15 protein-coding genes and 1 pseudogene are annotated in these 13,850 nt (G+C 41.9%); 1 reads left to right on the top strand and 15 read right to left on the bottom strand.

The window, feature by feature from the left end:
• Window positions 1–17: 17 nt before the first annotated feature.
• From NST57_RS02685 to acpS, 9 genes are all read right to left on the bottom strand, one after another.
• On the bottom strand, window positions 18–1,025 hold the full coding sequence (locus tag NST57_RS02685; RefSeq protein WP_142154099.1) for a SpoIIE family protein phosphatase: 1,008 nt from the start codon (window positions 1,023–1,025) through the stop codon (window positions 18–20).
• Window positions 1,026–1,035: 10 nt separating this feature from the next.
• Entirely contained in the window at window positions 1,036–1,437 is a 402-nt protein-coding gene (locus NST57_RS02680; RefSeq protein ID WP_019744214.1) for an anti-sigma regulatory factor, read from the bottom strand.
• Window positions 1,438–1,439: 2 nt separating this feature from the next.
• The gene (rsbS, locus tag NST57_RS02675) at window positions 1,440–1,808 is read right to left on the bottom strand and encodes an RsbT antagonist protein RsbS (RefSeq protein WP_003214235.1); all 369 of its coding nucleotides are present in this window, start codon (window positions 1,806–1,808) and stop codon (window positions 1,440–1,442) included.
• 4 nt (window positions 1,809–1,812) lie between these two features.
• Window positions 1,813–2,643 carry an STAS domain-containing protein gene (locus NST57_RS02670; RefSeq protein ID WP_142154098.1) on the bottom strand — a complete coding sequence of 277 codons (831 nt, stop codon included), beginning with the start codon at window positions 2,641–2,643 and terminating at the stop codon, window positions 1,813–1,815.
• Window positions 2,644–2,759: 116 nt separating this feature from the next.
• Entirely contained in the window at window positions 2,760–3,110 is a 351-nt protein-coding gene (gene ndoA, locus NST57_RS02665; RefSeq protein WP_003214169.1) for a type II toxin-antitoxin system endoribonuclease NdoA, read from the bottom strand.
• A gap of 4 nt (window positions 3,111–3,114) precedes the next feature.
• Window positions 3,115–3,396, bottom strand: a complete 282-nt coding sequence (locus NST57_RS02660; RefSeq protein WP_012008995.1) for a hypothetical protein — start codon at window positions 3,394–3,396, stop codon at window positions 3,115–3,117.
• A gap of 293 nt (window positions 3,397–3,689) precedes the next feature.
• Entirely contained in the window at window positions 3,690–4,871 is a 1,182-nt protein-coding gene (gene alr / locus NST57_RS02655) for an alanine racemase (protein WP_341297979.1), read from the bottom strand.
• A 327-nt stretch (window positions 4,872–5,198) separates the two neighbouring features.
• Window positions 5,199–6,215 carry a DUF4367 domain-containing protein gene (locus NST57_RS02650; RefSeq protein ID WP_142154093.1) on the bottom strand — a complete coding sequence of 339 codons (1,017 nt, stop codon included), beginning with the start codon at window positions 6,213–6,215 and terminating at the stop codon, window positions 5,199–5,201.
• Between the two features lie 160 nt (window positions 6,216–6,375).
• Window positions 6,376–6,741: a holo-ACP synthase gene (gene acpS, locus NST57_RS02645; RefSeq protein ID WP_007496490.1), complete on the bottom strand. Its 366-nt coding sequence runs from the start codon at window positions 6,739–6,741 to the stop codon at window positions 6,376–6,378.
• Between the two features lie 94 nt (window positions 6,742–6,835).
• Between acpS and NST57_RS02640 the strand changes: the two genes are divergently transcribed.
• Entirely contained in the window at window positions 6,836–7,441 is a 606-nt protein-coding gene (locus NST57_RS02640) for a rhomboid family intramembrane serine protease (protein ID WP_007496491.1), read from the top strand.
• A 56-nt stretch (window positions 7,442–7,497) separates the two neighbouring features.
• Here the strand turns inward: NST57_RS02640 and NST57_RS02635 are convergent, their stop codons facing one another.
• The 6 genes and pseudogenes from NST57_RS02635 to NST57_RS02610 form a co-directional block, all read right to left on the bottom strand.
• A complete protein-coding gene (locus tag NST57_RS02635) occupies window positions 7,498–8,997 on the bottom strand; it encodes a PH domain-containing protein (RefSeq protein ID WP_142154091.1) in 1,500 nt (499 codons plus the stop codon).
• Window positions 8,987–9,466, bottom strand: a complete 480-nt coding sequence (locus NST57_RS02630) for a PH domain-containing protein (RefSeq protein WP_142154089.1) — start codon at window positions 9,464–9,466, stop codon at window positions 8,987–8,989. Before NST57_RS02630 ends, NST57_RS02635 begins: the two co-directional genes overlap by 11 nt.
• 112 nt (window positions 9,467–9,578) lie before the next feature.
• Window positions 9,579–11,069, bottom strand: a complete 1,491-nt coding sequence (gene cshA, locus NST57_RS02625; protein ID WP_142154087.1) for a degradosome RNA helicase CshA — start codon at window positions 11,067–11,069, stop codon at window positions 9,579–9,581.
• A 165-nt stretch (window positions 11,070–11,234) separates the two neighbouring features.
• Window positions 11,235–11,573, bottom strand: a pseudogene (locus NST57_RS02620) (n-acetylglutamate synthase).
• 127 nt (window positions 11,574–11,700) lie between these two features.
• Window positions 11,701–12,393 carry an alpha/beta fold hydrolase gene (locus tag NST57_RS02615; protein ID WP_142154085.1) on the bottom strand — a complete coding sequence of 231 codons (693 nt, stop codon included), beginning with the start codon at window positions 12,391–12,393 and terminating at the stop codon, window positions 11,701–11,703.
• Window positions 12,394–12,419: 26 nt separating this feature from the next.
• Entirely contained in the window at window positions 12,420–13,784 is a 1,365-nt protein-coding gene (locus NST57_RS02610) for a UDP-N-acetylmuramoyl-tripeptide--D-alanyl-D-alanine ligase (protein WP_341297978.1), read from the bottom strand.
• Window positions 13,785–13,850 lie beyond the last annotated feature (66 nt).

Genomic DNA, 13,850 nt, shown 5'->3' with positions numbered 1-13,850 from the left:
ACCCGCATATTCACTTTCTAAACCTTTCTTTTAAGGACAAGTAAAGTAAAGTCATCATGAAGCTGAAAATCTTGTAATTTGAGTAAGCTTGCATAGATAGCGTCCACCATTTCCTGCGCGGAATAGGATAGATGCTCTGCTATGAGCGCTTTGATATCTTCTCGCTCTAAGAAACCGTCCTCTGACTTGGATTCAGTGACCCCATCTGAAAATAAGATCACCATATCCCCTACGTCCAAATGCTGCTCATACTCCCTGTAATCAAAGTCTGGTGCGATTCCAAGGACAAGACCCTTTGCATCTAAATCGTAAAATTGATGCTCTTTTTTGCAATAGAAAAAGCCCGGCTCATGTCCAGCCGATGCGTACTTAAATTCATGTGTTTCTTTATTATAACTGCCATAAAACATGGTGATAAACATGCTTGGATCTACGTTTTGCTCGACCACACGATTAAGGGTTTTGAGCACTTTCGTTGGGCCGCTGCCTGACTCTGGCAAGGAATCCATCGCATACTTAATCATCGACATACAGAGCGCAGCTGGAATGCCTTTCCCAATGACGTCTGCAATCGCGATATTGATTGTATCGTGATCTGTTACAAAATGGTAATAATCCCCACTCATCTGTTTTGCCGGCACACTGATGGCTCCGATATCAAATGTGTCTCCTTCTGGAATTTTCGTTTCCAGAAGGGTTTGCTGAACATTTGCAGCAATTTCGATTTCCGATTTAATTTCTTGCTGGATGCCTCTTAGTGTTAAATGTTCCTGGTAGGCAAGTCCGTATCCAATCATCACTTCAATTAAGAAGTCTAGTGAATGAAAGACATCTTCCGGCAAATCAGGGTAAAGCTCCTGAATCACTTTTCGGTGAACACTCACTATTTCTTCAGGAGGTATTTGATGCTCAATGGTTTTACGGCTAAATTTTTGAGCTTGATAAAGCGATGTTTCAGTTAAATCACTGATATAACGATTGAGCAGCTGATGGTACCGCTGCTCCATTACCTCCTTAAAATCCATGGTTTCCCTCCTAGCGAAGCCACTTGACAGCTTGTATCTCAGTTCCTTGTTCTGGTGCGGAATCTAATGTGAAATCATCCATCAGCCTTCTGACTCCCGGAAGACCTGCTCCGAGTCCGCCTGATGTTGAGAATCCATCTTCCATCACTTTGCGTATATCCGTAATACCAGGCCCCTCATCGGCTGCGATGACTTTGAGTCCACGCTTTCCGCGCTCCATTACTTCTTCTATACAAATCTGACCTTTACCAGCGTATAAATAGATGTTACGAGCTAATTCTGAAATGGCCGTCGTAATTCTTGCTTGGTCAACTGTTCCAAAACCAAGTTCTTTTGCAACGTTGCGCCCCAATTGTCTTGCTGCGACTATGTCCCATTCCGTCAATATTTTTACACAGGATTGGTCTTTCATATCTATTCCCCCAATTCCCGCTTCAGTGTCTCAAGCCCTTGTTCAAGATCTAGTGCTGTCTGAATTTCTTCCAGCGAAATGCCAAGTTCAATCAGCGTCACAGCGACTGCCGGTTGTATTCCTGTTAATACAACTTTTGCACCCATGAGCTTAGACATGGTGATCACATCGCCTAATACCTTTGCGATAAATGAATCAATCATATCGACGGATGTTAAGTCAATGACCACACCGTTTGCTCCTGTTTCATGAATTTTATTCAGCAAGTCCTCTTGAAAGTGGAGAGCTGTTTGATCATCAAGCTCCCACTGGATCGAAATCAGAAGACAGTTATATAGTTTTAAGATTGGAATCTTCGGGTGATTTCTCACTAGGTTATCCCTCCAATGAAACAATTTTTCGATTTGTCATTTCCAAAGCAGTTTGAATTCCTTTTTGAAGGGTATTCTTTGTTGTAACCTGAGATAAATCAATTCCGAGGTTAACGATCGTTTGGGCGATTTCTGGACGAATACCGACCAGCAAGCACTTCGCACCTACTAATCTCACAGCCTCAGATGCTTGAATGATATGGTGCGCGACCATCGTATCAACAACAGGAACACCCGTGATATCGATCAAGACAACCTGTGAACGATGCTTTACGACACCATTCAGTAAATTCTCCATAATTTTTTTCGCACGTTCTGTATCAATTGTTCCAACAAGCGGCATGACGGTGATATGCTCAAATACCGGGATCAACGGGGCAGACAGTTCCTGCAGCGCAATTTTTTGAAGGTTCACGGTTTTTTCCCATGAGATGGAATATTGATTCAAAATTTCATTATGAATCGGTGTGATGAATCGATCAATTTCCCAGATGAGATCGCTGCTCTCTTCTGCTGTATCTTGGTCGTTGTTCATTTTTTGATATAAATGAGTACGGATTTCTGTTAGACCATTTGCCAGTAACTTAAGTGATATACCCATTTGAACAATTTTTAAAGCAAAAGTTTGCACTTTTTCTTCAAAATCTTCGCCATATCCCTCAGAAAGGGATGCAATAATGAGCTGAACATATTCGTAACAGATGGTTTCATACATTTTGTCGTTCAGCATCATGTCCGTTTCTTCTTCACCGAGTCGTTTAAAAATGTCCGTCCACTCTTTTTCTAATTCCTTTTGATGCTCTCTTGCGAATGCTAACACGATATGATTCGACATGTTTTACCCCCTGCGTACATAAAAAGCACTTCTTTTAGTCTTTCTTCATTATAACGTTAATAAAAATTGAACACAAAAAAAAGTTGCTCACAAGAGAGCAACCAAATCTCACCATATTAAAAATCAATAAGAGCCAAACTAACTTGTAAGGCTTCATCAACCTTCTCCATCATCTCATCATCAAGATGTGTGATTTTATCTGTCAGTCTTTGTTTATCGATTGTACGAATTTGTTCCAAAAGAATGACAGAATCTCGTTCAAAGCCGTACCGCTTTGCATTAATTTCGACGTGAGTCGGTAATTTCGCTTTTTGTATTTGGGCTGTTATGGCTGCAACGATAGCAGTCGGGCTGAAGCGATTTCCAATGTCATTTTGAATCACCAATACCGGGCGAACCCCGCCCTGCTCGGAGCCAACAACAGGAGATAAATCAGCAAAGTAAACATCACCGCGTTTAACAATCAAATGTTTAACCCCCGCTGACTAATCGCTCAACTGTATTCTCAGCCTCAAATTCTGCGTATTGTGCCTCTGAAGAGATATTCAGATTAATTTTCGCCATCTCCATGTAGCCGCGTCTCATCGATTCACGATTTTGTCGAATATTACGTTCACGAATATACGTTTTTGTCGCTCGGTAGATCAATTCATTTCTTGTTACCTTATCCTGCTCTGCTACTCGTTCGATCTCAGACATTAAAGTCTCCGGCAGTCGAATCTTCATTTCATTTGTTGCGCTGGATTCAGACAAAAAACATACACCTCCACAAAACTTACGGATACCGTATCGATCCATTCCAAGACTAATCATACCATTATTCAATGCACAAGCAAAGCTGTTTTTTCATGATTTCTTATTAGAACATGAAGCGGCTCGCCACCCGTAAATCAAGATGATAATGGAGTTCCTCTTTCCCATTATACGCTTTTTTCCGAAAATCATACGGTATTTCCAAAATCTCTAAAAAAGGGAGAATGTTTATTCTGCCTTTGTTGAATAAAAGAGAACGATGTCAGTTTATACATCGTTCCCTTGGATGCTGTTTATAAAAAGCTTGGACCGCCTTGAAGCAGCGGATTTCGTACATGAACCCTTTCGCCGTCCTCTATATAGACTCTTGGGACGCGGTAGCCAACAGAACAAGTGACTTCATAGTTAATGGTTTCAAGCCGCTTGGCTATTTCATCGACAGATATCTTGTCTTCGCCTTGTGTCCCGATGAGCACGACTGGCTCACCTGCTGGAATGTTCTTTTTCAAATCAACCATGAATTGATCCATACAAACCCTTCCAGCAATCTTTCGGCGTTTTCCGCCAACGAGCACTTCTGTTCCGGCAAGCTTCCTGATCCAGCCGTCTGCATACCCGATTGGAATCGTACCAATCCATGTATCTTGATTCGCTGTATAAGTGGCACCATAGCTCACGCTCTCACCCTTTTGAATGGGCTTTACATGTGCAAGTTTTGTATGAAGAGATAATGCTTCTTCCAGTTGAAACGGCAATTCATCTTTGATTTCTTCCGACGGCGACAGCCCGTACATACTGATGCCAAAACGAACCATATTGAATAAAGTGTCTTTAAACCTTAGACCTGCTGCGCTATTGGCGCAATGAATGAGCAGTTTGTCCGTATGAAGCGGTTGAAGCAATGTTTTAAACGTATCAACCTGCATACCGAAGTAGTTTTCATCTTTTTCATCCGCTGTGGCAAAGTGAGTAAATACTCCTTCCAGCTGTAAAAAAGAATGATCGTGGACAAGCTTTTTTACTTCGCTCACCTGCTCGATTGTTTTCAGACCTAACCGATTCATGCCGCTGTCGATTTTCAAATGGAAACGAATGGGTTGTCCCATCTGCCCTTTCATCAATTTGACGACTTCTCTCAGCCACTGGATAGAGTAAGCAGTCATGATGACGTTGTATCTAACGGCGACTTTGACATACTCTGGCGGTACTGCACCGAGCACAAGAATCGGGGCTTTGATGCCTTTATTTCTTAAAGAAATGGCTTCATCTAAAAAAGCGACGGCTAACAGGTCTGCTCCTGCTTCGAGGGCAGCTCTTGCCACTTCTATATCTCCATGTCCATATGCATTGGCTTTCACAACAGCCATTAGTTGAACGTTTTGACCAATATGTTCTTTCATATGTGAAACATTATGCTTGATCGCTGTTAAATCAATTTCTGCCCATGTGTCTCTATAAAAGGCATTTGTGTCCATTCATCACACTTCCCTATTGAATGATTCCATACTTCATAATGATACTAAAAATCAAGAATAATGTGAAACAACTCAAAGAAAATCAGCCCCTGCACAGGGCTGATTCAGCGTGTAGGCAAACCCTCGCATTCTTTGTCAGTCCTGTGTGCTGGTGCTCACGAATGTCAAATTCGCTCCGCTCCAGTACTCGTCCTTCCTAGACTGCAAAGGCTTTCTATCACGCTGAAAAGAAGACAAAGGGCTAAAATAAAGTTCATTTTAGCCCTTTGTCAACAATCTGAATCACCCATGCACAGGGCTGATTTGTTGTTATTTTAAGAATCTCGCCTATTTCGCTGACTGTCCTTCTACACTTTTGGCGACCATTAAAAGTTCTTCTTTCGATAAATCACTTGAAGAAATTAAGTAGTCAACTCCATCAGATGTCCAAGAAAGAGATTTGTCTGTCAGAACACCCACTGTCATGCCAAGATCGACTGGCTCGCCGTTCATCGTCACAGGCGTAGAAGCTTCTGCTACCCGCGCTTTTTCCTGAATGAGCGTGAAGGATTTCTTTCCGCCATACGTCATCACATACCGTTTCCCAGCATCTGTTGTCATTTCTTTCTCTTCCATTTTCTTCACGCCCTCTGGCATATCCACAGGCGTTTTCACAGCAAAGCTGTCAGATGGATCTGCACTTGTGGCAACATCCATTTGAGAAAGTGTCATGTTTTTCTTCTCATCAAAGGCGTCTTTGTCAAAGGATTTGTTGAATTCAAAGTGAGAGAATTCTACTTTCACCATTGGCTTTTTATCGCTGTCCAGTACTTTCACACTGGCAGGCGCCATTGTTTTTTTATGAAAGGTAATTTCTTGGGTCGGCAGCATTTGGTTGTGCTGATAGTTGGTTTTTGTTTCAAAAACGTACTTCGACTCTTTTGCTTTGAACTGAGCTACACTGTCATTTTTAATGTCTTTCACAAGTGATTCAAATAAATACACCTGACTGCTGTTGTTCGGCCAATCGCTATGGAAACGGAAGCTTTTGTTTAATGAAGGTGTCAGCACAAATACACCATTGCCATTTCTTAAAATGACTTGACTCTGATCCTTCTTCGGATTTTCTAAATAGACACGGTAAAGCTCCGGCTTTTTGTACCAAATTTCCACGTGGTATTCCTGCGGATCATTACCTGTCTCAATGGTCATTTTTGCTTTGGCTTTGTATGATGTCATTTCCTCTGCCTTTTTGTTTAAATCTCCAACGATATCCTGTTGAGATTTTTGACCGCATGCGGAGAGAATCAGTACAAAAAGGATCCCCGTTACAAGCAAAACAAAGCTTTTTCTCACCCTTTTCAACCCCTTCGTTAATTGTGTTAAAAGGAAGAAACCGCTTGTTTGACTTTAACAGTACGCCTCAAGAGTTAACTGCGTACCGCGAACCATCAAAGCCTGTTAGCAACTCGCCCTTCCTTATCGCACTACCCAATATATGAAGGGGGGACAAACAATATGCAGACTAGCTTGACAACCTTTCAATTAAAACTTGTGCTGCAGCATATTCTTTTGTGTGGGTAATGGATACATGAACGTAGTCTTCTTTTGTTTTCTCACTTTTGATGAGAGGTTTTCCGTTCGCATCTTTTTGTATCTCGATGTCGTGAAAGCTTACATACTGACCAATTCCCGTACCGTATGCTTTTGCGAATGCTTCCTTCGCCGCAAAACGCCCTGCCAGAAACTCGAGCTGCCTCTTTTCACTTAGTGTGTGAAAGACTTCCTGTTCACGTAAAGTCAAAATTCGTTCTGGTAAACGGGGCTGCCTGCTAAGAACTCGTGACAGCCGGCCGATCTCTACAATATCCATACCAATTCCTTTAATCATGAGGTACCTCCTATGATACTCGTACTAATTTGGATGTTCGCTTCATAAACGTGTTACTATAAACTTACCATTATCTAGTCAAAAGGGGTTTGTTATGTTTATTCGAACGGAGAGCTTTCAACAATTTATTAGATCGTATCCAATCGTAACAGCGATCCTTGCTTTGCAAATAGGCCTGTGGCTTTTATTTGCGATCCCTATTCCAATGATCCAGCTTGGGCAGGACCATCTCGTTGGTTTTAACTATGGTGTCGCAGCAGGAGAATGGTGGCGGCTTTTAACGCCTATTTTTCTTCACGGAAGTCTGACACATATACTGTTCAATTCCATGTCGCTCTTCCTATTCGCTCCAGCACTTGAGTATTTGCTTGGAAAGGTTCGATTTCTTGTGATTTATCTTGGTGCAGGATTCATTGGCAATCTCGGAACCTATTGGGTGGAGCCTTTAGAGTACGTACATGTCGGGGCTTCTGGTGCGATATTTGGTTTATTTGGCGTCTATCTTTATCTTGTCCTATTTAAACCGCATATGATGGACCGTGGTAATTCTCAGGTGATCTTAACGATTCTCGGCGTCTCTGTTATTATGACGTTCGTCAACTCGAACATCAACATCATGGCCCACTTATTTGGATTGATAGGAGGCATGATCCTAGCACCGATCACCCTATTCTTCCATTCAAAAAAACGACGCTATTAAGCTCATAAAAAATGTCGATCACTCCGTTTAACGGGAGCTGATCGACATTTTTTGGTTTAAGATGATTGATTCGTTTCATAGGAATACCAATCGCATACACGTGCAGCGTCTTCCTCTTCAAGGTGATGCACACCAAAGGAATCAAGCAAGGCAGAGGATTTCACAAAGGTGTGAATACTTGCCACTCGCCCTTTCTTTTGAAAATAGGATTGGGTCATCGTATAGTTTTGCATTCGTTTTCTTAAAACAATTCCGGTGGTTTTGCCAATACCTCTTGTCGTTAACTGAATCAGTTGATCTTTGATCACATATCCTGATTGTTTATAGGCTAAATACCCAAAGAACAAGGCAAGCGGTAATGGAATCAGCGCCAAATACCCCCATGGCGGAAAACGCACAGATAAAATCACACCGACAAGTAACGGAACAAACCCATAAGAAATCAGGTACCGTTTCAGTGAACGCTTCGGTACTTTCTTCAGTTCACTTTCTGGTGCCAGCTGATATTGATCTGTAAATTGCGTTAATAATTCATTGATCTTTTTCTTTCGTATGAGTGGAAATAAAACAGAAGAAGTCTCTTTTTCTGTAATCGAACCTCCTGCGCTGACAAGCATGACCGTCGCAAAACCAAATGGTTCACGCAGAATATTTTCTTTGATTTTCACTGCTTGAATTCTCGCAAGCGGAATGGTCATTTGATGCCTTTCGATGAGCCCTCTTGTGATGATGATGTCTTTCCCTTTTCGTTTTGCGTTAAAATTCGCATATTGAAGGGCTGTTACCCCAACACTAAGAACCCATGCAATCAATACGACAATAAATATGAGAATCGCATAAATCTCAACACTCGCATGACTTAAAAAAGAAAACCGCTTGAGGAATCCGTCCAAAGGAAGAATTTCATCTATTTGTGTGTAAATGGCGAGACACCCAGAAATAATGACTCCGATCCCGCTTGAAGTAGTCGCAGCCAAAAGCAGCTCTGGTATACCCATTCGGTAGGAAACATTGATTTCTTTTTCTACAGGCTGTTGCGCTGTCAGAGGATCATGCGGGAGATCTCCATTTTCATCCACCATTTCTTCTTGCTGCAAGCTTTTCTTCCGGTTGAAAATCGATTGCTTTAATTGTTCCGCTTCTGCTTTTGTAATCGCCGTCAGACTCACTTCCGGGCCGTCTGTTCCGCCAGCTGTTTCGATTTGAACCCGCACTAAACCAAAGATCCGCTGGAAGATACCTTCACTTGTATTCACCGTTTGAATTCGTTCTAACGAAATATATTTTTTCTTTTTTGTGATGACGCCCGATTCTACGCGAAATTCATCATCTTCCATCCGGTAAGTGAAGCGCCTCCATGCTAAAACGGTTGAAACAGCTTTCCATAAAAGAAGCACACCAAGAATGATAAATGCATAAAAACGAATGCTCGAATTCGAGTTCACAAAAATAAGCACGAAAAAAGGGATAATGAAGTTTTTGATCATGGATACGGCATCTGATATAAAATCAATGAACATCGAGATTGGATGTACACGTTTTGGTTCAGACATCATCTTCCGTCACCCTTGCTAAACGAGATATGTAATCACGAAGCTCATCTGCCTCTTCTAATTCCAGTGCCGGAATATCATGCACTGTCGCAGCAGTAGAAATTTGAACAGATGCCAACCGGTAGCGCCTTAAAAGCGGTCCTTGAGATGTATCAACATGCTGAACACGTACCATTGGCACAATGACACGTGTGACACGAATGAGTCCGTGCTGTATTTCAATTTCATTTTCGAATACTTCGTAGCGCCAGATACGATGACGGATTTTTGGTATAAGCCAAATGCCAAAAATAACCTGTAAGACCCATAAACCGATAAGGATGGCTCCAATCCAATATGGCCATTGAAAATAATAACTAGCAACAAATACCCCAATGATAATGAATAAGAAAATCAATGAGATAATTCCATTTTGAAGACGCCATACTTTTAATCCGTTTAAGCTGATTTGACGTTGCGGTTGTTTTCTCACATTCTTCCCCCATTCTCTTACTTTTCTATCAATATATTACGAAAGAAAGCCTAAAAAGTTTCATTAAGACTGTTAAAAAAAGCGAACCCTGCAAAGGATTCGCTCTTGTATGTTAGCTGTTATAAGATTTCTTTTGACGACGATCGTTAGAAGAACGATTGCGGTCATTTGAAGAACGCTTTTTATCACCGTAAGATGAACGGCTTTTTCCGCGATAGCCGCCACCACCACCGCCGTCTCTGCGTTTAGAAGAGCTGCGGTTGTTACGATTGCGTTTTGAAATCATTGGTGCTTCATCTGTCAAACGAACAGGCGTTGCATCCGGCTCTTTTGTCATCATTTTGATAGCAGCCGCAACCACTGTAACAGAATCATGATCTTCTAGCAATTCAGCAGCTGCTGTCATGTAGAAGTTTAAGTTGTTTTCACTGATGATTGTACGCAGACGATCAATGGTTACTTGCTGTTGTCCTTCGATTGCCTCATCTAGTGTAGGTTCTTTCATACGATCCATTTTACGTTTAGTTGTTTGTTCGATCGCACGAAGCATATCTTTTTCACGTGGTGTGATGAATGTCATCGCCATACCTGTACGTCCAGCACGTCCAGTACGTCCGATACGGTGTACATAGCTTTCTGGATCTTGTGGTACGTCAAAGTTATACACGTGTGTAACACCTGAGATATCAAGTCCACGTGCTGCAACGTCTGTTGCTACAAGCACATCGATTGAACCTTCTTTGAATTTACGAAGCGCAACCATACGTTTCGCTTGAGTCAAGTCACCATGAATTCCTTCAGCTGTATAACCTCTAAGGTTAAGTGCTTCAGTCAATTCGTCAACGCGGCGCTTTGTACGACCGAAGACAATTGAAAGCTCAGGTGATTGAATGTCAAGAAGACGAGTCAAAGTATCAAACTTCTTACGCTCATGGATATCCAAGTAGAACTGTTGGATGTTAGAGACAGTCATTTCTTTCGCTTTTACTTTTACGTGTTCTGGGTTTGTCATGAAACGTTCTGCAATGCGCTTAATTGGTGCAGGCATTGTCGCAGAGAATAAAAGTGTTTGGTGTTCACTTGGTACATTTGAAAGGATCGATTCAATGTCTTCGATGAAACCCATGTTGAGCATTTCGTCTGCTTCATCAAGCACGACTGTTTCAACATTTTGAAGACGCATTGTACGACGGTTAATGTGATCGAGTAAACGTCCTGGAGTCCCTACGATGATATGAGGATTTTTCTTGAGCGAACGGATTTGGCGACCGATATCTTGTCCACCGTAAATCGGAAGTACACGCGCACGCTTGTCTTGGCCAATTTTGTATAGCTCTTCAGATACTTGAATCGCTAATTCTCTTGTTGGCGCAATGATAATCGCTTGGATATTTGGAGACGCTGGGTCGATTTTTTCTACAAGAGGAATACCAAACGCTGCAGTTTTTCCTGTTCCTGTTTGTGCTTGTCCAATGACATCTTTATTCTGAAGACCGAGAGGAATTGTTTCCGCTTGAATCGGTGTTGCTTCTTCAAATCCCATGCGGTTAATAGCTTTCATGAGACTTTCGCTTAATTGAAAATCTTGAAACGTTATAGTCAAATTATTCAAACTCCTTCTAATTGCTGTTTCAGTAATCTCGTGAATGATCATTAAAAACTGCCCTTTTCCGAAAGGACAGGTCCATTATATACAAAGCCCGAATTACCCTACCTTATATCTTACCATTACACTATTTGTTTTTCAACAAGACAGAAATGGATATATCTACTGCTCGACAATGACAGATTCACCTTCACTTTGATCTCCGTCCATCCATTTCCACTTTTCGAACAGTTGGATTTTCCCGTTATCCAGCTGCTTAGGAGTGGAATGACATGAACCGCTTCTCATGCTGCCATCCTTGCTTACATGGTGATATCTAAAATGAAGTGCTCCGTCTTTATACACAGTTCCTACAAGTACGCCAGATTGAATACCGCCGCCTTAATATGTTCCCGTTAAAATATTCCCGTCCTGACGATATTGAAAAATGGTTCCTTCCGATACTTCCCCATTGCTCGAATTAGACTGCGGGACAAAGGTTTTTCCGTCATATTGAAACAACCGAATCGACCACCTTTTCTTACCTATTGTAACATAGGCCTGTCACTCATTCGACAAAAATGATGCAAATTTTAACAAGTGGGATTCAATTTATATTAGTTTAGCCACATTTTAGCTTTTCTATAGATTAAATTGTTTTTTTTAGAAATTGTTCGACTTTCTCAAACAATTGCTGTGCACAAGGCTCATGACAAACGTGATGTTTACAATCAGGTAAATAGAACATTTCTTTCTGACGGGACGGGATTTTATGATAAATGAATTCTGCACTAGAAGCGGGTACGATCCCATCACTTTCACCTTGAACGATTAAGACAGGTAAATGCAGCTTTTCAAGAGAGCCTTTCGTTTGCTTCACCAATTTCATAAATTCTACAGCAGCTGATAGCGGTGTACTCGTCAGCTTATGACGATATCGATCATATAATGGGTTCGTATCAATCAAACCAGACAAGGATTCCTTCACCATCTGCCTTGTGTCTTGAATCATTTGTTTTGGGTTTACATATTTGGCAGCAGCACTTAAAAGAACAAGACGAGCCACTGGATACTTCGCTGCTAAATATGAGGCAATCATCCCGCCCATCGAAAAGCCGACCAAATAAATGGTGTCACATGTTCGGTAAAAGGATAAGAGTTCTAATTCAGCGGTGGCAATCCACTCCTGATAGAGAATACCTTTGAGCTGAAGTTTCTCCCCATGCCCCGGAAGCGTGACAGATTGTACCATCCAATCTGTTGTCTCCTTTAAATATTCTGCAAGCGGCTCTACTTCATACGGGGCACCAGTAAAACCATGTATACATAGACAGCCAATCACCCTGTCACCTTCTTTGCCAATCTGTTTTATAATGCAGTAATGACGTCTTCCAATCTCATGCCGCGGGAAGCTTTGACAAGAACGACATCGTCAGGTCCTGCCACATCCGCCAGTTTTTTCTTTAGTTCTTCTTTGTCCATATAAGAAGACACGCGGTCGTCTCCAAATGCTTTCTTCGCTCCTTCAGCAATGCATGCCCCAAGACGGCCAAACGTTATAACATGATCAATAAACTCAGGCTTAATGTATTCCCCTACTTCAAAATGATAGGTCTCTTCTTCACTGCCCATCTCCAGCATATCTCCGAGTACGAGAATGCGGTTAGCAAAGCCGTCCATATCACCTACAAGATCAATCGCTGCTTTCATTGACGTAGGACTCGCATTATACGCATCGTTGATAACCGTGATGCCCTTTTCTGTTTTAAACAGTTCTAGACGCATGCCTGTCAATTTCGTTTGCATCAGCCCTTGGGCAATTTGTCTTTCATTGAGGCCGAAATGCTGGCCGATTGCAATAGCCGCAAGAGCATTCTTTACATTGTGTTTCCCTAATACAGGAATGAGAAACCCTTGAGCGTATCCTTCCACTTGAAATTCAGTGCCTTCTGCGAGTTGATGGATGTGAATCACCTTAATATCACAGTCCTCTGCTTCTCCAAATGTTTTTGCGCTGCGCGCCAGGGTATTCGCTCTTTGGCGGAGTAAAGGCTCATCTCCTAAATAATAAAAGGTTCCATCCTTTTTTAACCCTTTTGTGATCTCACATTTTGCATCTGCAATGGCTTCTCTTGATCCTAGATCCTGCATATGAGATTCTCCAATATTGGTGATGACAGCTGCATCAGGTTCAGCGAGATTAGATAAAAATTCGATCTCTCCTTTTGCACTCATGCCCATCTCTAATACAGCAATCTCGGTTCCTTCTGGCATCGCAAGGATGGTCAGCGGAAGTCCAATGTGATTATTAAAGTTGCCATCAGTTTTGTGGACTCTGTATGTCGTTTGTAGGACAGAATGAATCATGTCTTTCGTCGTTGTTTTGCCATTACTTCCAGTAATACCGACAACTCGAGGGTTTTCCTCTTTTAAGTATGATTTCGCAAGCTGTTGGAGTGCTGTCAGAGTATCCTCTACAAGAATGACAGGTACATCGAACGGTGGATTCGCTTCCGTTTGATTCCAAAGAACAGCTGCCGCTCCAAGCTCCACTGCTTTTGAAGCAAAAGTGTGACCGTTAAAATGTTCCCCAATAAGTGGGATAAATAGTGCGCCTTTTGATACTTTTCGTGTATCTGTTGTCACTCCGTGTATCTGTTCTTCGCCAAAAGCTTCATTCGATAATGTTCCACCAGCCATTTGGGCGATTTGTTTCACTGTACGTTTGATCATGTTTTGTCGCCTCTCTTTCTCATTTCACGTTTGAAGGAAAAGAGACACTACCTGTAGGATAGTGTC

The sequence above is a fragment of the Bacillus sp. FSL M8-0077 genome (assembly GCF_038050255.1).
Taxonomy (GTDB): domain Bacteria; phylum Bacillota; class Bacilli; order Bacillales; family Bacillaceae; genus Bacillus; species Bacillus altitudinis.
Note: the sequence above shows the minus strand (reverse complement) of the source record. Positions and strands in the feature narration are given on the sequence as shown.